This window comes from Cryobacterium sp. TMT1-2-2 (assembly GCF_004403505.1).
Taxonomy (GTDB): domain Bacteria; phylum Actinomycetota; class Actinomycetes; order Actinomycetales; family Microbacteriaceae; genus Cryobacterium; species Cryobacterium flavum.
Genome location: NZ_SOGS01000016.1, coordinates 70,594 through 93,490, shown reverse-complemented (window position 1 = coordinate 93,490; position 22,897 = coordinate 70,594). Strand labels below are relative to the sequence as shown.

20 protein-coding genes are annotated in these 22,897 nt (G+C 66.7%); 16 read left to right on the top strand and 4 right to left on the bottom strand.

Annotated elements, in window-relative coordinates:
• The first annotated feature begins 1 nt into the window (after window position 1).
• The 6 genes from E3T35_RS10375 (at window position 2) to E3T35_RS10350 (ending at window position 6,326) form a co-directional block, all read left to right on the top strand.
• Window positions 2-1,282: an ABC transporter permease gene (locus E3T35_RS10375; RefSeq protein ID WP_370449171.1), complete on the top strand. Its 1,281-nt coding sequence runs from the start codon at window positions 2-4 to the stop codon at window positions 1,280-1,282.
• On the top strand, window positions 1,279-1,704 hold the full coding sequence (locus E3T35_RS10370) for a cytidine deaminase (RefSeq protein WP_166789916.1): 426 nt from the start codon (window positions 1,279-1,281) through the stop codon (window positions 1,702-1,704). The genes E3T35_RS10375 and E3T35_RS10370 overlap by 4 nt, the downstream gene beginning before the upstream one ends.
• Entirely contained in the window at window positions 1,701-3,005 is a 1,305-nt protein-coding gene (locus E3T35_RS10365) for a thymidine phosphorylase (protein WP_134345696.1), read from the top strand. The genes E3T35_RS10370 and E3T35_RS10365 overlap by 4 nt, the downstream gene beginning before the upstream one ends.
• A 92-nt stretch (window positions 3,006-3,097) precedes the next feature.
• Window positions 3,098-4,009, top strand: coding sequence for a carbohydrate kinase family protein (locus E3T35_RS10360; protein WP_166789915.1), 912 nt, complete (start codon window positions 3,098-3,100; stop codon window positions 4,007-4,009).
• A 65-nt stretch (window positions 4,010-4,074) separates the two neighbouring features.
• Window positions 4,075-5,061 (top strand): aldo/keto reductase, encoded by a 987-nt coding sequence (locus E3T35_RS10355; protein ID WP_134378948.1) that lies wholly within the window; start codon window positions 4,075-4,077, stop codon window positions 5,059-5,061.
• On the top strand, window positions 5,061-6,326 hold the full coding sequence (locus E3T35_RS10350; RefSeq protein ID WP_241988828.1) for an MFS transporter: 1,266 nt from the start codon (window positions 5,061-5,063) through the stop codon (window positions 6,324-6,326). The genes E3T35_RS10355 and E3T35_RS10350 overlap by 1 nt, the downstream gene beginning before the upstream one ends.
• Before the next feature lie 3 nt (window positions 6,327-6,329).
• On the opposite strand, the gene E3T35_RS10345 is transcribed toward E3T35_RS10350, so the two are convergent.
• Together E3T35_RS10345 and E3T35_RS10340 are read right to left on the bottom strand one after the other, a co-directional pair.
• Window positions 6,330-7,145, bottom strand: a complete 816-nt coding sequence (locus tag E3T35_RS10345) for an aldo/keto reductase (protein WP_134378944.1) — start codon at window positions 7,143-7,145, stop codon at window positions 6,330-6,332.
• 9 nt (window positions 7,146-7,154) lie between these two features.
• Window positions 7,155-8,363, bottom strand: a complete 1,209-nt coding sequence (locus E3T35_RS10340) for an MFS transporter (RefSeq protein WP_104089697.1) — start codon at window positions 8,361-8,363, stop codon at window positions 7,155-7,157.
• 108 nt (window positions 8,364-8,471) lie between these two features.
• Here E3T35_RS10340 and E3T35_RS10335 point away from each other — a divergent pair, with 108 nt between their 5' ends.
• Genes E3T35_RS10335 through E3T35_RS10315 form a run of 5 tightly spaced genes read left to right on the top strand, consistent with a single transcriptional unit; the run spans window position 8,472 to window position 13,465 of the window.
• Complete coding sequence (locus E3T35_RS10335) at window positions 8,472-9,449, top strand: siderophore-interacting protein (RefSeq protein ID WP_134378942.1); 978 nt, start codon at window positions 8,472-8,474, stop codon at window positions 9,447-9,449.
• 20 nt (window positions 9,450-9,469) lie between these two features.
• Window positions 9,470-10,495, top strand: a complete 1,026-nt coding sequence (locus tag E3T35_RS10330; protein WP_241988809.1) for an iron ABC transporter permease — start codon at window positions 9,470-9,472, stop codon at window positions 10,493-10,495.
• Window positions 10,495-11,544: an iron chelate uptake ABC transporter family permease subunit gene (locus E3T35_RS10325; protein WP_134378938.1), complete on the top strand. Its 1,050-nt coding sequence runs from the start codon at window positions 10,495-10,497 to the stop codon at window positions 11,542-11,544. The genes E3T35_RS10330 and E3T35_RS10325 overlap by 1 nt, the downstream gene beginning before the upstream one ends.
• Window positions 11,544-12,407 carry an ABC transporter ATP-binding protein gene (locus E3T35_RS10320; RefSeq protein ID WP_134345711.1) on the top strand — a complete coding sequence of 288 codons (864 nt, stop codon included), beginning with the start codon at window positions 11,544-11,546 and terminating at the stop codon, window positions 12,405-12,407. The genes E3T35_RS10325 and E3T35_RS10320 overlap by 1 nt, the downstream gene beginning before the upstream one ends.
• 23 nt (window positions 12,408-12,430) lie before the next feature.
• Window positions 12,431-13,465: an iron-siderophore ABC transporter substrate-binding protein gene (locus E3T35_RS10315; RefSeq protein ID WP_174777094.1), complete on the top strand. Its 1,035-nt coding sequence runs from the start codon at window positions 12,431-12,433 to the stop codon at window positions 13,463-13,465.
• A gap of 63 nt (window positions 13,466-13,528) precedes the next feature.
• On the opposite strand, the gene E3T35_RS10310 is transcribed toward E3T35_RS10315, so the two are convergent.
• Window positions 13,529-14,053: a GNAT family N-acetyltransferase gene (locus E3T35_RS10310; protein WP_241988808.1), complete on the bottom strand. Its 525-nt coding sequence runs from the start codon at window positions 14,051-14,053 to the stop codon at window positions 13,529-13,531.
• Window positions 14,054-14,218: 165 nt separating this feature from the next.
• On the opposite strand from E3T35_RS10310, the gene E3T35_RS10305 reads away from it, so the two are divergent.
• The 3 genes from E3T35_RS10305 to E3T35_RS10295 are packed head-to-tail and all read left to right on the top strand — an operon-like array spanning window position 14,219 to window position 16,948.
• Complete coding sequence (locus tag E3T35_RS10305; protein ID WP_134345713.1) at window positions 14,219-15,109, top strand: ABC transporter substrate-binding protein; 891 nt, start codon at window positions 14,219-14,221, stop codon at window positions 15,107-15,109.
• Window positions 15,110-15,128: 19 nt separating this feature from the next.
• Window positions 15,129-16,157, top strand: a complete 1,029-nt coding sequence (locus E3T35_RS10300; RefSeq protein WP_134345715.1) for an amino acid ABC transporter permease — start codon at window positions 15,129-15,131, stop codon at window positions 16,155-16,157.
• A gap of 38 nt (window positions 16,158-16,195) precedes the next feature.
• Window positions 16,196-16,948 (top strand): amino acid ABC transporter ATP-binding protein, encoded by a 753-nt coding sequence (locus tag E3T35_RS10295; RefSeq protein WP_134346025.1) that lies wholly within the window; start codon window positions 16,196-16,198, stop codon window positions 16,946-16,948.
• 82 nt (window positions 16,949-17,030) lie between these two features.
• Here E3T35_RS10295 and hrpA read toward each other — a convergent pair whose 3' ends face one another.
• Complete coding sequence (gene hrpA / locus E3T35_RS10290; protein WP_134378936.1) at window positions 17,031-21,104, bottom strand: ATP-dependent RNA helicase HrpA; 4,074 nt, start codon at window positions 21,102-21,104, stop codon at window positions 17,031-17,033.
• 103 nt (window positions 21,105-21,207) lie between these two features.
• Here hrpA and E3T35_RS10285 point away from each other — a divergent pair, with 103 nt between their 5' ends.
• Window positions 21,208-22,041 carry an aldo/keto reductase gene (locus E3T35_RS10285; protein ID WP_134345719.1) on the top strand — a complete coding sequence of 278 codons (834 nt, stop codon included), beginning with the start codon at window positions 21,208-21,210 and terminating at the stop codon, window positions 22,039-22,041.
• 147 nt (window positions 22,042-22,188) lie between these two features.
• On the top strand, window positions 22,189-22,863 hold the full coding sequence (gene pnuC, locus E3T35_RS10280) for a nicotinamide riboside transporter PnuC (protein WP_104089706.1): 675 nt from the start codon (window positions 22,189-22,191) through the stop codon (window positions 22,861-22,863).
• Window positions 22,864-22,897: the final 34 nt, after the last annotated feature.

The following is a 22,897-nucleotide window of genomic DNA, read 5'->3' as shown; positions in this document are numbered from 1 at the left end:
GATCGCAGAGAGCACAGCTCCCGTTTCCGCCCCGATCGCGACGACGGCACAAATTCGCAGCTGGAAGATTCCGATCACCTTCGGCGGCTTTGCCGTGCTGTCCCTGATCCTGTTCGTGGTGCTCGGACGAGGCCAGCGCGGCGAGCTCAGCACCTTCCGTCTGTCCGAAGCGCGCGACCTGATTCAGCTGCCCGAGATGGCGCTTCCGACTTTCGCCACCGGGGTGATCATCGCCATCGTGCTCGTGCTGCTGGCCGCGGCGTCTGTCTGGCTGGTCTACCGCCACCGCAAGATTCCGATCGTGCTGACCATTCTGTTCGCCCTGCTGTTTCTGGTCGGCTTTCTGGCCTGGGCTGCATCGGGATCGACCATTCCGGTGCCCGGACTGCTGATCGGAACGGTCACCCTGAGCGCCCCGCTCATCTTCGGTGCCCTCGGCGGTGTGCTGTCCGAGCGCGCCGGCGTCGTGAACGTTGCCATCGAGGCGCAGCTTCTGGCCGGTGCCTTCAGCTCAGCGGTCGTCGCCTCCGCCACGGGCAACCCCTACATCGGCTTGCTCGCCGCGATGGTCGCCGGAGCGCTCGTCTCCATGGTGCTGGCCGCATTCGCGCTCAAGTATCTCGTCGACCAGGTCATCGTCGGCGTCGTGCTCAACGTGCTTGTGATCGGGCTCACCAGCTTTCTCTACTCGCAGGTTCTCGCCCCGAGCGCCAACCTCAACTCACCGGATGTCTTTCCCCGACTCAACATTCCGCTGCTCAGCGAAATCCCCATTATCGGCCCGGTGCTTTTTCGCCAGACCATCATCGTCTACGTCATGTACGTAGCCGTTGCCGTGGTGTATTTTGGCCTGTTTCGCACCAAGTGGGGCCTGCGCGTGCGGGCCGTGGGTGAGCATCCGCAGGCCGCCGACACCGTCGGCATCAACGTCAACCGCACCCGTTTCGTTGCCGTCACCCTCGGCGGCGTCATCTCGGGCTTCGGCGGAGCGTACTTCACCCTCGGCGCTGTCGGCGCGTTCAACAAGGAGATGACAAACGGCATGGGCTTCATCGCCCTCGCCGCGGTGATCTTCGGCCAGTGGCATCCGATCAAGGCCACCCTCGCGGCGCTTCTGTTCGGCTTCGCCACCAACCTGCAAAACGTGCTGGGCATCATTGGCTCGCCGGTGCCGAGTGAATTCATGCTCATGCTGCCCTACGTCGTCACGATCTTCGCCGTGGCCGGGTTCGTCGGCCGCTCGCGGGCCCCCGCCGCCGACGGAAAGCCGTACATCAAGTGAGCACGGTGACCGTCGACTGGGCCGCGCTGCGGGAGGTCGCCCTCGCCGCCATGAAGACCGCCTACGTGCCGTACTCCAAGTTTCCGGTGGGCGTCGCGGCGTTGGTCGATGACGGACGAGTGATCAGCGGATGCAACGTGGAGAACGCCTCCTACGGCCTCACCCTCTGCGCCGAGTGCGGTCTGGTTTCCGCGCTGCACCGGAGCGGCGGCGGCCACCTCGTGGCCTTCACCTGCGTCGACGGCAACGGTGGCATTCTCATGCCGTGCGGTCGCTGCCGGCAGCTTCTGTATGAACACTCCGCGCCGGGCATGCTGCTCGAAACCGTCTCCGGCGTGAAGACCATCGACGAGGTGCTGCCGGATGCCTTCGGGCCACGCCAGCTCGCCGAGTATCACGCTGTAAAGGAACACACGGAATGACCACCATCGAAGCGTTTGACGCCGTCGACCTCATCCACACCAAGCGCGACCGCGGCGAACTCAGCGAAGCGCAGATCAACTGGCTGATCGACGCCTACACGCGTGGTTACGTCGGCGACGAGCAGATGGCCGCCATGACCATGGCCATATTTCTGAACGGCATGAGCCGTAACGAGATTCGGGCGCTGACCATGGCGATGCTCGCGAGCGGCGAACGCATGAGCTTCGACGGGCTCGGCAAGCCGACCACCGACAAGCACTCCACCGGCGGTGTCGGCGACAAGATCACCCTGCCGCTGATGCCGCTCGTCGCGGTGTTCGGCGCGGCCGTGCCGCAGCTCTCGGGTCGTGGCCTCGGCCACACCGGCGGCACCCTCGACAAACTCGAATCGATTCCGGGCTGGCGCGCCAACCTCAGCAACGCCGAGATGCTTAAACAGTTGCAGGAGATCGGCGGCGTGGTCTGCGCGGCCGGCAGCGGTCTGGCTCCGGCCGACGGCAAGCTCTACGCCCTGCGCGACATCACCGGAACGGTCGAGGCGATTCCGCTGATCGCGTCGTCGATCATGTCGAAGAAGATTGCCGAGGGCACTCAGGCCCTCGTGCTCGACGTGAAGTTCGGCTCCGGTGCTTTTCTGAAAGATATCGAGCGCTCACGCGAGCTCGCCCGCACTATGGTGGAACTCGGCGAGGATGCCGGGGTGGCGACATCCGCCCTGCTGACCAACATGAACGTGCCGCTCGGTTTTGCCATCGGCAATGCCAATGAGGTGCGCGAATCGGTCGAGGTGCTCGCCGGTGGCGGGCCGAAAGATGTGGTCGAACTCACCGTGGCCCTGGCCGAGGAGATGCTCTCGCTCGCTGGAATCACCGGCGTCGACGTGGGTGCCGCCCTGCACGATGGTCGGGCTATGGACAAATGGCGCGCCGTGATTCGCGCGCAGGGCGGCGACCCGGATGCCGCGTTGCCGGTCGCCCGCGAAACCCACGTCGTACTCGCTGAGCGGAGCGGCGTGCTGGTGGAACAGCAGGCGCTGCCGTTCGGGATCGGTGCCTGGCGGCTCGGCGCTGGCCGGGCACGCAAGCAGGATCCGGTGCAGCACGCCGCCGGAATCGACCTGCACGCCAAGCCCGGCGACACCGTGGTCAAGGGGCAGCCCCTGTTCACGCTCAGCGCCGACGAGCCAGCACGGTTCGCCCGTGCGCTCGAGGCCGTCGCGGGTGCCTGGCGCATCGGCGACCCGGGGGAGCCCGTGCAGGATGGCGGTCCGCTGATCGCGGAGCGCATCGGGGGCCACTAGGCTCAGAGAATGTTCGGTCATTCGGGGGTATGTGCGGCTTGGCCAGGCCGACCACTATGAATTCCGGTCGGCACTAATTCAAAGGGGATATCTTGAGCGATGGTGGACGCCCACGCGTTGTGGTGTTCGGCGACGTGATCGACGACATTGTCGTTCGACCGCATCGGGAGCCGCTTGTCGACACCGATACGCAGTCATCGATTCGTCAGGTTCCGGGCGGTGCGGCGGCCAACGTGTCGGCCTGGCTCGGAAGCACCGGGGTGGCTGTGGACTTCATCGGCCGGGTCGGTGCCATCGACTGTGACTACCATGCCGCCTTTCTCGCTGATTTTGGTGTGCGGGCTCACCTCACTCCCGACGCGACCCGTCCTACGGGCACGATCATCGTCATTGTCGATGAGAACGAGGGCCGCACCGTGCTGATCGAACGCGGGGCCAACCGGGTTCTGACTCCGAACGACGTGCCCGATTCCCTGCTCGACGGTGCTGCGGCGCTGTATTTCACCGGGTATACGGTGTTCTCCGGCCAGCACGACCCGGAGGGGACGGTTGATTCCTTCCAACACCTCCTGGGGCGATGCCGCGAGCGTGGGGTGCCCGTCGTCGTGGACCCGGGTTCGGGCGGTCAACTGGCGGATTTCGGGGTGGCGCATTTCTTGCGGGCGGTGGCGGGGGCATCCGTTCTGTTGCCCAACCTTCCCGAGGGGCGTGCCCTCACCGGGCTGGAGGATCCGTTCGACGTTGCGACGCGTCTCGCTGAGAGTTTTGGGCTGGTCGCACTCACCATGGGGGCCGAGGGCGCGGTCGTCGCAGTCGACGGACAGCCTCCGGTGATGGTTCCAGCCGCAGGCGGTGACCGGACCGACGCGTCCGGGGCCGGCGATGCCTTCGGTGCCGGTTTCGTCGCAGCGTGGCTCGAGGGTGCGTCGATGACGTCAGCAGCGGATGCCGGTAGTCGTCTCGCCGCCCGCGCCATCGCGATCGTCGGCGGTCGCCCGGTCTGAGCGTCTTCCCCGCCACACCAGAAATTCTTGCGGCGCTGAAACCGCCCCCTACCTAAGCTGGAGCTATGCACAAACGCACCCTCGGACGAACCGGCCGCACTGTTTCCGTGATCGGCCTCGGAACCTGGCAGCTTGGCGCCGACTGGGGTGCCGTGTCTGACGTTGACGCGACCGCTGTGCTGGCGGCATCCGCTGATGCCGGAATCACCTTTTTTGACACAGCGGATGTCTACGGTGACGGCCGCAGCGAACGCCTGATCGGGCATTTTCTCGCGCACGACGCCCCGGGCGCTGAAATCACCGTAGCGACCAAGATGGGGCGGCGGGCCGAGCAGCTGCCCGAGAATTTCGTGCTTGCCAATTTTCGGGCCTGGACCGACCGCTCGCGCATGAACCTCGGCACGGACACCCTCGACCTCGTACAACTGCACTGCCCGCCGAGCGCGGTCTTCGACTCGGGCGAGGTCTACCACGCGCTCGACACCCTCGTCGACGAGGGCGTCATCAGCAACTACGGCGTGAGCGTGGAGACCTGCGCCCAGGCCCTCGCCGCGATCAGCCACCCCGGCGTCGCCACCGTGCAGATCATCCTGAACGCGTTTCGACTGAAGCCGCTCGATGAGGTGCTGCCCGCCGCGCGGGAGGCCGGGGTCGGCATTATCGCGCGGGTGCCGCTGGCCAGCGGACTGCTGACCGGCAAATACTCCCGCGAGACGGTGTTCGCCGAGAGCGACCACCGCAACTTCAACCGTGACGGCAGCCACTTCGACGTTGGCGAGACCTTCTCCGGCGTCGACTTCGAGGTAGGCCTGCAGGCCGCGACTGAATTCGCCGCTCTGGCCCCGGCCGGCCTCACTCCCGCGCAGGCTGCGCTGGCCTGGGTTGCTCAGATCGACGGCGTGAGCGCCGTCATTCCCGGCGCTCGCTCGGTCGCGCAGGCGCTGGGCAATGCCACGGCGGGCGTTGCCGAACCACTTGACCTCGCCTTTAACGAGGGCGTGCAGGATATCTACGATCGGCTCCTGCGGGAGCAGATTCACCCCCGCTGGTGATGCGGCGTCGGCTGTCGGGCGGCCTCGGGCCGGCCTTCAACAACCTGTTTACGGCGAGCCTCGCGAGCAATCTCGGTGACGGTATCGCGCGCACCGCGCTGCCCCTGCTCGCGGCGCGGCTCACCGACGACCCCCTGCTGATCGCCGGTATCGCGGCCATGGCGATGCTGCCGTGGCTGCTCTGCGCCATCCCGGCCGGTATCCTGGTCGACCGCATCGACCGTCGCATCGCCCTCGCACTCGCCAACACCGTGCGCATGATCCTCGCCGTCGCCCTGTGTGTGCTCACCGCAACGGATGCCCTCACCATCGTCTGGCTGTACGCCCTTATTTTCATCTATGGTGCGTTCGAGACCGTGTACGACGGGGCGACCCGCGCGGTCGTTCCGAGCATCATCGGCCGCGCCGACCTGCCCCGCGCCAATTCCCGCATCGAGGCCGGCGAGCTCGTGGTGCAGAATTTTTTGGCCGGGCCGCTCACCAGCCTGCTGTTCGCCGTTTCGGTGCTGATCCCGCTCGGTGCGAACGCGGTAGCTTTTCTGGTCGCCGCAGCGCTCGCGCTGTTCCTGCCGAAGATCGCGTCGGGACGGCAGCACGCTCTGATCGGCGACCAGACGGAAGCCGCCTGGTATCGCCAGTTCGTCGACGGCTACCGTTTCATCGTGAAGAGCCGCATGCTGGTCACGCTCTGGCTGCTGCGCACTACCGTCGGACTCGCGTTCTCCTTCGCCACGGCCAGCTTCGTGCTGTTCGTGCTCGGACCGCTCGCGGTACCGGAGGCTTGGTTCGGAGTCTTCATGCTGAGCGGCGCGATCGGCGGCATCGTTGGATCGGTTTTTACGGCACCGCTCAAGAACCGCCTGAATGCCGGGCCGACCATGGCGATCATGCTGGTCTTGAGCGGCCTGGCGTTCCTGATTGTTGGCCTCTGGCCCAACCTGTGGGTGACCGTGATCTTTTTCGCGGTGAGCAGCGGCGCGGTGACAGTCTGGAACATTCTGGTGATGTCCCTGCGGCAGAGCATCATTCCGGGGCATCTGCTCGGGCGAGTGCACGGCACCTGGCGCACCCTGCTCTGGGGAGCGACACCGATCGGGAGCGTGCTCGGCGGTCTGGTCGGGCGCATCGATCTTGCCCTGCCCTTCATCATTGGCGGCGTGGTCGCGACGGTGCTCGGCATCGTGTTCTACCGGTTCATCAGCACCCTGCCGAACGCCGAAGACGTGCCAGACCCGCTCGGGCCGGACGCCCTCGTTCCCCTATAGGGCTCAGTCGAGGTCGTCTGGGTCCTTGCCGGTGCGCTCGCCGCTCTCCAGACCGGCAATCGCCGCGAGGTCGTCGGCGTCGAGGGAAATGTCGAACACGTCGATGTTGGCGCGGATGCGCGCCGGCGTGACCGACTTGGGAATGACCACGTTGCCGAGCGCGAGGTGCCAGGCGATCACGATCTGCGCGGCCGACTTGCCGTGCCTGGCGCCGATCGCATCGAGGGCCCGGTTGCCGATCGCACGCCCGCGAGCCAGCGGCGACCACGCTTCGGTCAGGATGCCGTGGGCCGCGTCATACGCGCGCACCTCGGCTTGCGGCAGCCACGGGTGCAACTCCACCTGGTTGAGCACCGGAACGACCTCGGTCTCGTTCAGCAGCCGGTCGAGGTGGTGCGGATGAAAGTTGGAGACGCCGATCGAGCGGGCACGACCTGAGGCCCGGATCGCCTCGAGCGCCCGATAGGTCTCGACGTAGCGATTCTGGGTCGGGGCCGGCCAGTGGATCAGGTAGAGGTCGACGTAGTCGAGGTCGAGTTTGGCCAGGCTCTCGTCGAACGCTTTCAGCGTTTCGTCGTAGCCGTGGCGGTCGTTCCACACCTTGGTGGTCACGAACACGTCCTCGCGGGGCACGTTCGAGCGCGCGAGACCCTGCCCGACGCCGACCTCGTTCTCGTAGAGGGCGGCGGTGTCGACGTGACGGTACCCGGCGGCGAGGGCGACCTCGACGGTGTCGGCGGCGAGGGCATCCGCTACTTTATAGACCCCGAGACCGAGCTGGGGGATCACGTGGCCGTCATTGAGCGTGAGGGAGGTCATCCCATAATGCTACGAGACCTGAATCTGAATGGGCTCGGTGTCGGGGATGGGGCTGATGTCGCGGCCGCGCAGGTCGGGGTGCCAGCGGCGGCCGAGCGCGGGAATGATGCAGCCCAGGGCGGCGAAGCCGGCGGCGACGTAGATGGCCGAGACCGGTCCGGAGTGGTCGATCGAGAACCCGGCAATGGCGGAGCCCATGGCGGCGCCGATCAGCTGGCCGGTGCCGACCCAGCCGTAGGCTTCGGCGGTGTCGCTGAACTTGACGCTGGCCGAGACGATGCCGAACAGAACGGCGAAGGCGGGGGCGATGCCGACACCGGCCAGAAGCAGGGCAAAGGACAGCCACCAGAAGGTGAGCCACAGGCTGGCCAGGGCGAGGCCGATCGTGACGATGAGCATGCGGGCAGCGAGCGCCCAGGGGCCGATCGGGGCGTGGCCGAGGGCGAGCCCACCGATGAGCGAGCCGATGGCGAAGATGCCGAGCACCCAGCCGGCATCGGCGCTGCCGTGGCCGAACACCGCGACCACCCCGGCTTCCACGGCGGCGCAGGCCGCGACCAGCGTGAACCCGACGATGGTGCTGAGCAGTACCTCGGGCTTTTTGAGCACGACGCCGAGCTTGCGCCGGCTGCGGGGGATGCGCACCCGGCCGACCTCGGGCAGCGAGACGAACCAGATTCCGCCGGCCACCAGAAAGAACGCGGCGAGCAGGATGCCCGCGGTCGTCGATACCTGCAAAGCCACGAAGGTCGCGATCACCGGTCCGAGCACCCAGATGATCTCCTGCGCCGAGGCGTCGAGCGAGAACAGCGGGGTGAGCTGGCGGGAGTTGACGATCTTGGGGTAGATGGTGCGCACGGCCGGCTGGATCGGCGGGGTCGACAGTCCGGCGACGAATCCGATGAGCATCAGGCTCAGCACCGACAGCGGAACCAGTGCCATGACCACGATCGACACGGCGCAGATGAACATTGTCGCGATGATGACCGGGCGCATGCCGAGCCGGCCCATCAGCCGGCTGGTCAGGGGACCGGCGATGGCCTGGCCGATACTCATCGCGCCCAGAACGAGCCCCGCCGCACCGTACGAATCGAAGATGCGCTCGATGTGAATGAGAAAGGCGAGGGAGAGCATTCCAAAGGGAAACCTCGCCGTCAACTGCGCGCCGATCAGGCGGGATACGCCCGGCGTGCGCAGAAGGGTCCAGTAACTTTTCACAATGATTTCAGTCTAGGGTCGGTTGAATCGAAAACTGGGGAGTCAGCGCGCCAGGACGGTTTCAGACCGTACAGCCTGATCTGAGGCAAGGCATGCCATACTAAGGTAATGCTTACCTTACCGAGCGTGACCGGCCCCGGCGCTACGACGGTCGCTGACCGCCCGGCCTACCGGCCCTATCGCGCGACGGTCGTCGGCATCCGCTTATTGAGTGAACTTTTCACCCGGGTGACCTTCTTCGGTGAACAGTTCGACACCTTCGGCACGGCCGGGCTGGACCAGCGCGTCAAGATCGTGTTTTCGCTGCCCGGCCGGGGACTCTCCGATATCGGCGCCGACCACGAGGAAACCATTGCCACGGGCCGCTGGTATGACCGCTGGCGTGCACTGCCCGACGCCGATCGCAACCCCTTTCGCACCTACACGATTCGCGCCGTGCGCCCCGAACAGCGGGAACTCGACGTGGATTTCGTCACCCACGCCGGTCACGGCGCACTCGGCCCGGCTGCGCGCTGGCTGCAGGCCGTTTCCATCGGCAGTGACGTCGTCATCGTCGGCCCCGACGAGCGCAGCCCGGGCCGGGCGATCGGCCTCGACTGGCACCCCGGCCAGGCGACCGACCTGCTGCTGGCCGGCGACGAGACCGCCGCCCCCGCCATCTGCAGCATCCTCGAAAGCCTGCCGGCCGGCCGCCGCGCCCAGGCCTTCATCGAGATACCCACTGGGGCGGATGCCCTGCCTCTCGTTCTGCCCGCAGGGTGCGAGATCACCTGGCTGGCTCGCGATCGGGCGCCGCACGGAGAGCGCCTCGAGGCCGCAGTGCGTGGCTGGGTTGTGAGCAATCGCGCCCTGGTCGAGGCCGCGGTCGCGGCGGCTGCGCAGCCGCTCGCCGAGGTCGACGTGGACTGTGACCTGCTCTGGGAATCGCCCGCCGAAGAGAACGGAGCCGGCTTCTACGCCTGGCTCGCCGGAGAATCCTGCACGATCAAACTCCTGCGACGGTTTCTGGTGAGTCAGACCGGCATCGACCGCTCAAGGGTGGCTTTCATGGGCTACTGGCGGCTCGGCCGGTCCGAAGCTCAATGACCCTGGCTCCGGATCGACCCGTGGCTGTGCCCGTGTCACCGCGCGCCCACCCGCGCCGGGTCGTCATCGGCTTCGCGCTCGCCGTCGGGCTGCTCGGGCTCAGCGTGGCCGCATCGCTCCTGGTCGGCACCCGCGAGATCGCCCCCGGCACCGTGTGGAACGCCCTGTTCAGCCCGCACCGCACCCTGACCGACCACACCGTCATTCTCGACCTGCGGTTGCCGCGCACCGCCGTTGGCCTGCTCGCCGGCCTCGCCCTCGGCCTGGCCGGCGCTCTCATGCAGGGCGTCACGCGCAACCCGATCGCCGACCCCGGCCTGCTCGGCGTCAACGCCGGCGCCTCGCTGTTCGTCGTCGCCGGGATCGCCTCGTTCGGGGTGACGTCCTCGCTTGGCTATGTCTGGTTCGCCTTCGCGGGCGCCGCCGTCGCGGCCACCATCGTGTACCTCATCGGTTCTCTCGGCCGTGAGGGTGCGACGCCGGTCAAGCTCGCCCTCGCCGGAACCGCGCTGACCGCCGCGTTCACCTCGCTCATCACCATCGTGCTGCTCGCCGACACCGAAGCCTTCGATCGCTACCGGTTCTGGGCGGCCGGGTCGCTCGTGGCACGCGGCCTCGAGGCCGCCCTGCCGCTGGCCCCGTTCATCCTGGTTGGTCTGGTGCTGGCGATCGTGGCCGCCCGCATGCTCAACGCCCTCGCGCTGGGCGACGACCTCGCCCGCGGCCTCGGCCAAAACCTGATTACCGCCCGCATCGTCTGCGCCGTCGCCATCGTGCTGCTCTGCGGCTCGGCGACGGCGATGGCCGGCCCGATCGTGTTCGTCGGCCTCGCCGTGCCGCACGTGGCCCGGTGGATCACCGGTCCCGACTACCGCCTGATCATCGGGTTCTCGGCGCTGTTCGGCCCGACCCTGCTCGTGCTCGCCGACGTGCTCGGTCGCCTCATCGCCCAGCCCGGCGAAATCGAGGCCGGTCTCGTCGTCGCGTTTCTCGGCGCGCCGGTGCTGATCGCCCTGGTGCGTCGCGTGAAACTGGCAGGCCTGTGATGACAACTTTACAGAGAGCGGATGCCACCCCCCTGGCGCACGCGCGCGCCCAGCGCGGCCGGCGCAACCGGAGCGTCGTGCTCGTACTCCTGGCTGCCCTCGTCGTCGTCGCGGCGTTCAGCCTCGCCGTCGGCGCGTACTCGCTCAGCGTTCCGGACCTGCTTCGCACCCTCACCGGCCAGGGTAGCCAGGGCGAGAACTTCATCGTGCTCTCGCTGCGCCTGCCCCGACTGACCCTCGCCGTGCTCGTCGGCGTGGCGTTCGCGCTGTCCGGCGCCCTGTTCCAGACCGTGCTGCGCAACCCGCTCGCCAGCCCGGACATCATCGGAGTCACCGGGGGAGCGAGCGCCGCCGCCGTCTTCAGCATGCTCATTCTCGGCTTCGGAAGTGTCGCCACCTCCCTCGCCGCCTTCGTGGGAGCCATCATTGTCGCCTGCGCCATCTACCTGCTGGCCTGGCGCGGCGGTGTGGTCGGCTATCGCTTCGTGCTGATCGGCGTGGGCGTCGCCTTCATGGTGCAGGGCGTGCTCGGCTACCTGCTGTCCCGCGCCGACCTGAACGACGCGCAGGGCGCGCTGCTCTGGCTGGTCGGCAGCGTGAGCGGCGCCCGCTGGCAGGACATCGCCGTCGTGGCCCTCGTTCTGTTCATGCTGCTGCCGGTAATTCGCTTGGCTGACGGGCGACTGCAAGCCCTGCAACTCGGCGATGACCTCGCAGCGAGCCTCGGCGTCGGGGCCGAACGCACTCGACTCCTGCTGCTCGTAGTCGCGGTTGCCCTCGCCGCGACGGCGACCGCGGCGGTCGGTCCGCTCGCCTTCGTGGCTTTTGTGGCGGCACCGATCGCCCGGCGCGTGCTCGGCACCGGCGGCCTCGCACTCGTGCCCGCGGCACTCGTTGGCGCCCTCATCACTGCCGTGGCCGATTTCACGGCACAGCATCTGCTGCCCGGGCAGCTCGAACTCCCCGCCGGAATCATCACGGGCGCGATCGGCGCCCCCTATCTGCTCTGGCTGCTCGCCACCAGCAACAAAACCGGAAAGGGTGCCTGATGACCCACCAACTGCGCGCCGAAGGCATCACCCTCGGCTACGACCACACGCCCATCATCGACGGCCTCGACCTCGAGGTTATCCCCGGTGCGATCACGGTCATCGTCGGCGCCAACGCCTCCGGCAAATCCACCCTGCTCAAGGGGCTCTCCCGACTGATCAAACCGGATGCCGGCCAGGTCACCCTGGGTGGCCGCAACATCGCCGCGCTGCCAGGAAAGAAGGTCGCGACCGTCGTCGGACTGCTGCCGCAGCAGCCCATCGCTCCCGACGGCATCACCGTGGCCGACCTCGTCGGGCGAGGCCGCTACCCGCACCAGGGCTGGTTTCGGCAGTGGTCGAGTACCGACGACGAGATCGTCGCCGCGGCGATGGCCGCCACGAACACCGAGCAGCTTGCAGCCCGCCACCTCGAAGACCTTTCCGGCGGGCAGCGGCAGCGGGTCTGGATTGCCATGGCCCTCGCCCAGGACCCCGAGATTCTGCTGCTCGACGAACCCACGACATTTCTCGACGTGACCCACCAAATCGAAGTGCTCGACCTGCTGCTCGAGTGCAACCGCCAACACGGAACGACCGTCGTGATGGTGCTGCACGACCTCAACCTCGCCGCCCGCTACGCCGACCACCTCGTCGTCATGCGCGCCGGCAAAATCATCGCGACTGGCGCGCCCGCCGACACGCTCACCGCCGAGATCGTGCGCTCTGCCTTCGACCTCGAGGCACGGATCGTGCCAGATCCGGTCTGTGGTGCGCCCATGGTCGTTCCGATCGGCCGGTTCCACGGGCGAGCGGCCGACCCTGATCCGGCGCCCGCCGATCCTGCGCCCGCGACTCGTTCCCGGCTACACCAGCAGGTCTAAAGTTAGGGTAGGCTACCCTAAGTATGAAAGCCAACGAACTGGAGAACTTCGTGTCCCGACGCCTGACCATCACGCTCGCTGCCGCAGCGAGCATCCTCGCCCTGGGGATGAGCGGATGCACCGCCGCCGATAACGCGACGGCCCCCGCCGGCGATGCCGCGGCATCCGGCAGCTTTCCCGTCACCATCGAGCACGCGTTCGGCGAAACCACCATCGAGAAGCAGCCGACCCGCGTCGTGGCCTGGGGCTGGGGCAGCGCGGACGACGCGATTGCGCTCGGCGTGACTCCGGTCGCGATTCCGTTCCAGAGCTACGGCGGCGACAAGGACGGCGTACTGCCGTGGATCGCTGAGGCGCTCGAGGGCCAGGAAATGCCCGTCGTGCTGCCCGACAGCCAAGAGCCGCCCTACGAGGACATCGCCGCCGCCGCCCCCGACGTGATCCTCGCCGCCTACTCCGGCATCACCGAGCAGGAGTATGACCTGCTCAACAAGATCGCGCCGGTCGTCGCCTACCCCGGTGACGCGTGGGCCACACCGTGGCGCGATCTCATCTCGATCACCGGCACCGCGCTCGGCAAGACCGGTGAGGCAACCGCCCTGCTCGCCTCGATCGACTCCGAGATCGCCGACCAGGCCGCCGCGCATCCCGAATTCGCCGGCAAGAGCATCGCTCTCACGAGCGACAGTGCCGGAACCTTCTACGTCTATAAGAAGGAAGACCCCCGCGTCGCCTTCACGCTCGACCTCGGTTTCGTCAGCGCGCCCGCCGTCGAAGCGCTCGCGACCGACGAGGCGAGTTTCTATTACACGCTCAGCTACGAGCAACTCGACCAACTCGACAGCGACCTGCTGGTGAACTTCGGCTCCACCCAGGAAGAATCCGACGCGTTCCTGGACGCGAGCTACTCGCAGGCGATGCCGCAGGTGCAGGCCGGCACGGTTGCAAGCCCGGTCGGCGCCGCGTTCATCAGCTCGGTCTCGCCGCCCACCGGACTCTCGCTGAGCTGGGGCCTCGACGGCTACGTCACCCTGCTCGCCGCCGCCGTCAACGAGTAGCACGCTTCAAAAACGGATGCCGCTGGCCCAGCTGGACGCGCGGCATCCGTTGTGTGCGTGCCGTCAGAGCGGCGTCTGGCCCGACTCGTCGACGACCGTAGGCTGCTTGCGAAACTCCAAATACCCGATCGACTCCCAGTCCTCGTCCAGGTCGAACTGCGGTTCGTAGCCGAGCGCGAGGTAGAGCGCCACTGCCTCCGGCTGGCGGGCTCCCGTGGTCAGCACGATCGAGCGAATGCCGCGCCGTGCAGCTTCCGCTTCGAGCTCGGCCATCACCTGACGGGCCAGCCCGCGGCGACGATGCGCCGAGTGCGTCCACACCCGTTTGACCTCGACGGTGGTGTCGTCGTCGGCCCGCATGAAAGCTCCGCCGGCCACCGCCTGCCCGTTTTCGACCAGGAGCAGAAAAGTACCGCCGTCGACCGGCTGAAAGCGCCGCGCCGGGTACCGGCTGAGTTCGACCGAAGATGGAATGCCGTCGTTCAGGCCATAGCGCTCGTCGTATTCCCGCGAGAGTTCGGCCACCAGGGGAGCGGCGAGCGGATCGTTGGGGGAGGTGTACAGGATGTTCGGTCTGAGGGTGGGCACCTCTCGACGATAGATCCGCAGCATCCGCTCGTCAAAAAACGGCGGATGGGGGGTGCCGTCTCGACTCCAGCGCGCGCCGGTGTGCATTAGGCTCGATAGGTCTTACCCGCGTGTGGGATTCACTGTCGAATCCCGCACTTTCGACCAAATCAAGAAGGAAGTGCCATGCGCGCACGCTATTTCGTTCCGGCTTTTGCCGCCGCCGCCGTTTTGCTGCTCACCGGCTGTGTCGACAACTCGGCTCCGGCCGTCACGACGCCCGGCGCCGCTGCCACCATTGAAGCGGATGCCGCAGCCGTCGCGCTGCTCCCCGCCAGTATCAAGAGCGCCGGCGTGCTCATCATCGGAACCGATGCGGCCTACCCGCCGAACGAGTTCAAGGACGATGCCGGCGCACCGATCGGCTGGGGCATCGAACTTTCCAACGGCATCGCCGCCAAGCTCGGCCTCACCACCAAGTATCAGATCGCCGACTTCGACAACATCATTCCGAGCATTACCGGTGGCACCGTCGACATCGGCGAGTCGTCGTTCACCGACAACCTGGAGCGTGAGAAGCAGGTCGACTTCGTCAACTACTTCAACGCCGGAATTCTCTGGGCCGCCAAGACCGGCAGCACGATCGACCCCAACGATGCGTGTGGCCTCACCGTGGCCGTGCAGTCCAACACGGTTCAGGACACCGACGAGCTTCCCGCCAAGAACGCGGCCTGCGCCGCGGCCGGCAAGCCCGCCATCGAGGTCTTGCCCTATACCTCGCAGGACGAAGCGACCAACGCCGTCGTGCTCGGCAAAGCGGATGCGCTCAGCGCCGACTCCCCGGTGGCCCTGTACGCCATCTCGAAGACGGAGGGCAAGCTTGAGGCCGCTGGCGAGAGCTTTGACGTCGCCCCCTACGGAATCGTCGTGAACAAGGATTCCGAACTCACCAAGGCCGTGCAGGCTGCGCTGCAGTCCATGGTTGACGACGGTTCCTACGGCAAGATCCTCGACAAGTGGGGTGTCACCGACGGTGGCATCGACACGATCACCATCAACGCCGCCTCCAACGGCTAGAGCGTAAGCGAGCAACATCATGGCCGAAACAGTTGTGAACCGTTCGGCGGGGTCAACCCCGCCCAACGGCTCTGACCGCTCTCCCGCAATCAAGGCGATTCGCCTTCGTCACCCGTGGCGGAATGTTTTCGCCGTCGTGTTGCTGCTCGTTCTGGCACTCTTTGTGCTCGACGCCGCACAGCGTCCCGCCTACGACTGGCCGTCCGTCGGCAAGTTTCTCTTCGACCAGCGCATCTCGCAGGCCGCGTTCGTCACCCTGCAACTCACGATTTACAGCATGGTTATCGCGATCATTCTCGGCGTGACGCTCGCCGTAATGCGGCTGTCTCCCAACCCGGTTGTGAGCAGCATCGCCTGGGTGTACCTCTGGATCTTTCGCGGTACTCCGGTTTATGTGCAACTGGCATTCTGGGGCCTAGTGGCAACCATCTACCAGACGATCGACATCGGCCTTCCGTTCACCGAGCCCTGGGCGTCATTCCCCACCAAGGTGGCGGTCAGTGCGTTCATGCTCGCCGTGATTGGGCTGGCACTGAATGAGGCCGCGTATATGGCGGAGATCGTGCGCGCCGGATTGCTGTCGGTGGACGGCGGTCAGGAGGAGGCAGCCACCGCGCTGGGCATGAGCTGGGCACAGACGATGATGCGCGTTATTATTCCGCAGTCGATGCGTGTGATCATTCCCCCCGCCGGCAACGAAGTCATTTCGATGCTCAAGACGACCTCGCTTGTGACGGCAATTCCTTTTACTCTTGAGCTTTACACCCGGTCTCGGGACATTTCGGCCGCGATTTTCAACCCGGTTCCTCTCCTCATTGTGGCCTCGATCTGGTACCTGTTCTTCACCTCCATTTTGATGGTTGGCCAGTACTTTCTCGAGAAGCGTTTTGCGCGCGGCATCGGCGACCGACGTCCCGATCGCAAAGCAGACGACGCCACCGGTGCCCTGACCGGTGTACTGCCGGTGATCGGTGGTGGCCAGCCCACGGTCGTGCAGCCGCCGAAGGGCCAGAACCCGCCCACCACGAACAACGGAGACACCCGATGACTGCCACGGCAGGGCCACGCGCTACCGCAGACGTTCCCATGGTGCTCGCCGAGGCCGTCTCCAAGAGCTTCGGCTCAAACGAGGTGCTCAAGAGCATTTCCCTCGAGGTGAAGCGTGGAGAGGTGATGTGCCTTGTTGGACCCAGTGGGTCGGGCAAGTCAACGTTCCTGCGCTGCATCAACCACCTCGAGGTGGTGTCGGCGGGCCGACTGAGTGTCGATGGTGAACTCATCGGGTATACGGAGAGCAAGGGAAAGCTCTTCGAGATGCACCCGAAAGCCGCTGCCATGCAGCGCCGAAACATCGGCATGGTTTTTCAGCGCTTCAACCTGTTTCCGCACATGACGGCGCTGCAGAACGTGATGGAAGCACCGATCCGGGTCAAGGGTCTCTCCAAAGCGGCCGTGGAGGCCAGCGCGCGTGCACTGCTGGCACGGGTGGGCCTCGCCAACCGCGCCGACTACTACCCGGCGCACCTGTCGGGCGGCCAGCAGCAGCGGGTCGCGATCGCCCGGGCCCTTGCCATGGAACCCAAGCTCATGCTGTTCGACGAGCCCACCAGTGCGCTCGACCCCGAGCTCGTCGGCGAGGTGCTCGACGTGATGCAGGGCCTCGCTCGCGATGGCATGACCATGATCGTGGTCACCCACGAGATGGGATTCGCCCGCGAGGTCGCCGACTCCCTGGTCTTCATGGACGGCGGCGTCGTCGTCGAGAGCGGCGTGCCCACCGAGGTGCTCGCCAACCCCCAGCACCACCGCACCCAGGCCTTCCTCTCCAAGGTGCTCTAGCCCCGCACCACTACCCGGGAACGGGGCCCGGGCCCAGTTTATAGACTGGGCCTGGGTTCATAAGGTGGGCCTGGGGCGTGAACTATCCGGCGAGCGCCTTCTGGATGCGCTGCAGCGAGACGGGCTCTGCCGCCCTGAGCTCCTGCGCAAACAAGCTGATGCGCAGCTCCTCGATCATCCAGCGGGCGCGCAGAACGGATGCCGCGGCATCTGCTTTCAGGGGCATGGTACCGCCGGCGTTCTCGAACCGGGTGGTTGCGGCCTGGGTCTCGTTCATCCAGACCCGGTCGCGGCTCGGATTGTCGACCAGTTTCGGCACCCGCGCGCTGATTCCGCCGAGGTAGCGCGGCAGGTGGCGCAGCCGGGCCAGGCCGGTATCGCTGACGAACCCGGGGTAGACCAGGGCCGTGAGCTGCTGGCGGGCATCGCTGATTCCGGGCAGCAGCGCCATGCTGGTCGCGGCCTTGAGCGCCTTATCGGCCAGGCGCTGGGCGGTGAGGATTCGCGCGACCAGGCCGACAGTTTCAAACATGGAATCCATCACGACCCCCGACACCCGGTCGCGAATGGTGTCGAATTCCGCCTTCATGAACACCTGGCCGCCTGGACGCACCCGAAACAATACGTCGTCGACCGCAGCGGCGAGGCAATCCTCGAACAGGGCCTGCGTGCTCTTGTAGGGGCTGGTCGCGAGCGAAAGCTTCTCGGCCGCGGTCAGGTGCTGCTGTACGTACGCGGCCGGCGACGGCGTCGCGAGCAGCAGCAGCCGCCGCACCCCGCGGGGCAGCGCACGGGCCTGCTCCAGCTCGGTGCTCATCATGCGAATAGAAACGGATGCCCCGTCATCGACCAGCGTCGGATACCCGCGAATCGTGTTGTCACCCTGCTTCGTGTCGAGGAAGCGGGGGAGTTCACCGAGGTCCCACGTGGTGATGCCGCCGCGTTCGATGGCATTGCTGGGGGCGGCGGCGCTGGTCGCCTTCGCGACGCTCTCCCGCACCCGGGTGACCAGGCGGCGCTGCAGGTCGGCGAGGTCCTTGTCGGAGGCGACCGTGCGGCCGCGCTCGTCGGTGACGACGAAGGTCATGCGCAGGTGGGAGGGAACGCGGCCGAGCTCGAAGTCGCCTGCGGTGACCGGCACATAGGTGAGCTTCTGAATCAGCGCGGCGAGGGTTTCAGCGAACGAAACCTCGGGCACAGGCGTCGGCAGGGTCTCCACAATTCCGGGTTCGCCAGGCAGCTCGCCGAGCAGGCGCGCGGCCCAGTCGGCGGCCGGAACGACATTGCGCCGGATGCTTTTCGGCAGCGACTTAATCATGGCGGTCACGAGTTCGGCGCGGAGGCCGGGCACCTGCCAGTCGAATCCGTTCGGCGACAGTCGGGCGAGCAGGGCGAGCGGGATGCGTACGGTTACGCCGTCGTCCTCCTCACCGGGCTCGAAGCGGTACCCGAGGGTCAGGCGCTGGTCACCCTGCTGCCAGCTCGGCGGAAACAGCCCCTCGTCGATCTCGGGGGAGTCTTCGGCCACGAGCGCGTCGGCGGTCATCGTGAGCAGGTCGGGGGTGTCGAAGCGGGCACTGCGCCACCAGCCCTCGAAGCTCTTGGTCGACGAGACATCAGCCGGAATACGCCGTTGGTAGAAGTCGAAGACAGCCTCGTCGTCAAAGAGGATGTCCCGGCGCCGGGTACGCTCCTCCAGCTCGGCCAGTTCCTCCCGCAGCCGGGCATTGGCCCGTTCGAACGCCCACATGCCGGGGTCGCCGGTCTGCCCGGGCCTTCCGCCGCGGCTCGCGCTGGAACCTACCGCGGGCGCGCCGCCGGACCCGCGCCCGCCCGAGGCAGCGCCCCCGTCCACGGAGATGCTGACGCGCTCGCTGCGCGAAGGCCCGCGACCGCCGCGGTCGGCTTCCTTCTCGGCGGCGACAGACTGCGGCCCCGACGCGCGGTCCCACTCGCCCTCGACCAGAGCGTGCCGAATGAACAGCTCGCGGGCATAGGCCGGGTCGATGCGGGAGAACTGCACCCGGCGCCGCGCCACGATCGGCACGCCGTACAGCGTCACGCGTTCGTACACGACGGCGGCGCCCTGCTTCATCTCCCAGTGCGGTTCGGAGTAGCTGCGCTTGCACAGGTCGCCGGCGAGCGGCTCGGCCCAGGCCGGGTCGACGACAGCGTTCATGCGGGCGAACAGTCGGCTGGTCTCGACCAGTTCGGCGCTCATGACGGCGTTCGGTTGCTTCTTCGCGAGGGTCGAGCCGGGAAACAGCACGAAGCGCTGCTGCCTCGCCCCGACATAGTCCTTCTTGGCGACGTCCTTCAGCCCGATGTGGGAGAGCAGCCCGGCCAGCAGCGAGCGGTGCACGCCGTCGGGGTTCGCGCTCGGCTCACCGAGGTGCAGGCCGAGCGGTTTGGCCAGCTGGCGCAACTGGCGCAGCACGTCCTGCCATTCGCGCACCCGCAGGTAGTTGAGGTACTCGTTCTTGCACAGCCGCCGAAAGGCGCTCGAGCCCAGTTCGGACTGCTGCTTCTCGAGGTAGTTCCAGAGATTGAGCAGGCTGAGGAAGTCACTCGTGGGGTCAGCAAATCGCGCGTGGAACTGGTCGGCCTGCGCACGCCGCTCGAGCGGGCGCTCCCGCGGGTCCTGAATGGTGAGCCCGGCCACGATCGCCATGACTTCGCGGCTGGTGCCCTGGGTTTTCGACTCGATCACCATGCGGCCAAACCGCGGGTCGATCGGCAGCTGCGCGAGTTGCTGGCCGATTCGGGTGAGGCGCGGGGTGGCCGGGCCGGCCGGGGCCGCGGCATCCGTTGCAACGCGGCCGCGGCCGCTCTTGGTGCGGCCGGCTCCCTCTGCCTCGATCGCGCCGAGTTCGGCGAGCAGGTCGAGGCCGTCCTTGATATTGCGGGAATCCGGCGGGGTCAAAAACGGGAACGAGGCGATATCGCCGAGCCCGAGCGAGATCATCTGCAGAATGACGGCGGCGAGGTTGGTGCGCAGAATCTCCGGCTCGGTGTATTCCGGGCGCCGCAGATAGTCTTCCTCGGAATACAGGCGGATGGCGATGCCGTCGCTGGTGCGCCCGCTCCGGCCGCTGCGCTGGTTGCCCGAGGCCTGCGAGATGGCTTCGATCGGCAGCCGCTGCACCTTCGAGCGCACGCTGTACCGGCTGATCCGCGCAGTTCCGGCGTCGATCACGTAGCGGATGCCCGGCACCGTCAGGCTGGTCTCGGCGACGTTGGTCGCCAGCACGATGCGCCGCTTCACCCCCGCCACGGTCGATGGTTGGAACACGCGATGCTGGTCGGCAGACGACAGCCGGCCGTAAAGCGGCAGCACCTCGGTCGGGTTGCGACTGGCCGAGGAGGCGTATTTACCCTGCAGGGCGTCGGCCGCGTCGCGAATCTCGGTCTCGCCCGAGAGAAAGACCAGTACGTCACCGTTCGACTCGCGTTCGAGTTCGTCGAGGGCGGCGGTGATCCCCTCGATGTAGTCGCGGTCGACCGGGGGAGCGGCATCCGTCGTGTCGTCATCGTCGTCGATGCCGGGCTCGGCCACCAGCGGCCGGTAGCGAATCTCCACCGGAAAGGTGCGCCCGGACACCTCGACCACCGGCGCCGGGGTGCCGTCGGCGGCGGCAAAGTGCTTTGCGAAGCTGGCCGGATCGATGGTGGCCGAGGTAATGATCAACTTCAGATCAGGGCGCTTGGGCAGCAGCTGGCGCAGGTAGCCGAGCAGAAAGTCAATGTTGAGGCTGCGCTCGTGCGCTTCGTCGATGATGATCGTGTCGTACTTCTGCAGCATGCGGTCGCGGTGAATCTCATTCAAGAGGATGCCGTCGGTCATCAACTTGATCCGGGTATCGGCGCCGACCTTGTCGGTGAACCGCACCTGGTAGCCGACCAGCTGGCCGACCTCCTGGCCGACCTCCTCGGCAATGCGCTCGGCGATCGTGCGGGCGGCGAGCCGGCGGGGCTGCGTGTGGCCGATGTTCTGGCGGCCGAGTTCGAGGCAGATCTTGGGCAGCTGGGTGGTCTTGCCCGACCCGGTCGAGCCGGCGACGATGACGACCTGGTTGTCGCGGATGGCTGCGGCGATGTCTTCGCGGCGCTGGCTGACCGGCAGTTCGGGCGGGAAGGTGATGTTGAGCGTTTCCATGAAGCTCCAATAATACTTCGTCGCACTCCGAGGGCGTTTTCGCGGTCAGTGAACACTGGGTATTCGGGGGGTGCACGGCTTTCGGGGCGCATAGGGTGAGGGGATGACGAAATCTGTTCCCACCATCACCCTCAACGACGGCCACACGATTCCGCAGCTCGGTTTCGGCGTGTTCAAGGTCGAACCTGACGAGACCACCCGCATCGTGGCCGACGCTCTGTCGGTCGGTTATCGCCACATCGATACCGCCGCCATCTACGGCAACGAGGCGGGCGTGGGCAAGGCTCTGGCCGCCTCCGGCATCGACCGCTCCGATTTGTTCATCACGACCAAGCTGTGGAACGACCGTCAGGGTACCGAGTCGGCCTTTGACTCGTTCGAGGAGAGCCTCGAGAAGCTTGGCCTCGACTACGTCGACCTCTATCTGATTCACTGGCCGGCTCCGGCGAACGACAAGTTCGTAGAGAGCTGGCGCGCCCTGGAGAAGATCCAGGAATCGGGCCGCGCCCGATCCATCGGTGTCTCGAACTTTCTGGTGCCGCACCTGGACCGCCTGCTGCACGAGACCAGCATTGTGCCCGCGGTCAACCAGATCGAGCTGCACCCAGCGCACCAGCAGCCGGAAGTCACCGCGTTCGCTCGCGAAAACGGCATCAACATTGAGGCCTGGGGCCCGCTCGGCCAGGGCAAGTACCCCCTGTTCGACGAGCAGGTCATAACGGATGCTGCCGACGCGCACGGCAAGTCGCCCGCGCAGATCGTCATTCGCTGGCACCTGCAGGTGGGCAACATCCTGTTCCCCAAGTCGAACCGGCTGGAGCGCATGATTGAGAACTTCAACGTGTTCGACTTCGAACTCACCCACACCGAGGTCACCATGATCTCCGCGCTCGAGCGCGCCGGCCGCGTCTCGGCGCACCCCAACGAGGTGAACTAGCCCGAAGCATCCGTTTGAGTGGCCCCGCAGACTCTGCGGGGCCACCGCTCTGTCATCGGGCGGCAGAGGGCCGGGCAGCAGCGGCGTAGATTGGACGCGCCGCGCTTCGTCAGGCGCGGCACATGCCGCGCGCGCAGAAAGATCCCCATGAACCCGATTGAATGGCTGTTCGACGCCCAGTTGCAGATCGGCACCCAGACCATTCTCTGGCGCGAGGTCGTCGGCAACGCCTTCGGCATCGCGAGCGCCGTCGGCGGCATGCGCCGCAAGATCTGGGCCTGGCCGGTCGGCATCATCGGTAACGCCCTGCTGTTCACCGTGTTTCTTGGCGCTGTGTTCGGCACTCCCAACCCGGTCAATCTGCTCGGGCAGGCCGGCCGGCAGATCATGTTCATCATCGTGTCGATCTTCGGCTGGGTACAGTGGCAGCGCAGCCGCAACTCGGCGGTGCACGTTGCCGTCGCCCCGCACTGGGCCGGTAACCGCACCCGCATCCTGCTGGGGCTCGGGCTCGTCGCCGGCACCCTGGTGCTCACCCCCATCTTTCGCGCCCTCGGCTCGTTCGAACCGGTCTGGGCGGATGCCTGGATCTTCACAGGATCGCTGCTGGCGACCTACGGAATGGCCAAGGGCTGGACCGAATTCTGGCTGATCTGGGTAGCCGTCGACGTGGTCGGCGTGCCGCTGCTGATCAGCGCCGGCTACTACGCCTCGGCCGTGCTGTACCTGTTCTACGGCGCCTTCACCCTCGTGGGTTTCGTGGTCTGGGTGCGGGTTCAACGCCGCCGCAACGCCCTGCTCGGGGCTGCCCTGCTGCCCTGACCTCGCCCGCCCGGGCAACGGGGCGCACAATAGA

Bases quoted from the DNA above. Each gene is read 5' to 3' on its own strand.
- E3T35_RS10285 (WP_134345719.1), top strand. From the start codon at position 21,208: ATGACGAAATCTGTTCCCACCATCACCCTCAACGACGGCCACACGATT.
- E3T35_RS10345 (WP_134378944.1), bottom strand. From the start codon at position 7,145: ATGACCTCCCTCACGCTCAATGACGGCCACGTGATCCCCCAGCTCGGT.
- pnuC (WP_104089706.1), top strand. From the start codon at position 22,189: ATGAACCCGATTGAATGGCTGTTCGACGCCCAGTTGCAGATCGGCACC.
- E3T35_RS10315 (WP_174777094.1), top strand. From the start codon at position 12,431: ATGAAAGCCAACGAACTGGAGAACTTCGTGTCCCGACGCCTGACCATC.
- E3T35_RS10325 (WP_134378938.1), top strand. From the start codon at position 10,495: ATGACAACTTTACAGAGAGCGGATGCCACCCCCCTGGCGCACGCGCGC.
- E3T35_RS10350 (WP_241988828.1), top strand. From the start codon at position 5,061: ATGCGGCGTCGGCTGTCGGGCGGCCTCGGGCCGGCCTTCAACAACCTG.
- hrpA (WP_134378936.1), bottom strand. From the start codon at position 21,104: ATGGAAACGCTCAACATCACCTTCCCGCCCGAACTGCCGGTCAGCCAG.
- E3T35_RS10355 (WP_134378948.1), top strand. From the start codon at position 4,075: ATGCACAAACGCACCCTCGGACGAACCGGCCGCACTGTTTCCGTGATC.
- E3T35_RS10305 (WP_134345713.1), top strand. From the start codon at position 14,219: ATGCGCGCACGCTATTTCGTTCCGGCTTTTGCCGCCGCCGCCGTTTTG.
- E3T35_RS10320 (WP_134345711.1), top strand. From the start codon at position 11,544: ATGACCCACCAACTGCGCGCCGAAGGCATCACCCTCGGCTACGACCAC.
- E3T35_RS10300 (WP_134345715.1), top strand. From the start codon at position 15,129: ATGGCCGAAACAGTTGTGAACCGTTCGGCGGGGTCAACCCCGCCCAAC.
- E3T35_RS10295 (WP_134346025.1), top strand. From the start codon at position 16,196: ATGGTGCTCGCCGAGGCCGTCTCCAAGAGCTTCGGCTCAAACGAGGTG.
- E3T35_RS10335 (WP_134378942.1), top strand. From the start codon at position 8,472: ATGCTTACCTTACCGAGCGTGACCGGCCCCGGCGCTACGACGGTCGCT.
- E3T35_RS10365 (WP_134345696.1), top strand. From the start codon at position 1,701: ATGACCACCATCGAAGCGTTTGACGCCGTCGACCTCATCCACACCAAG.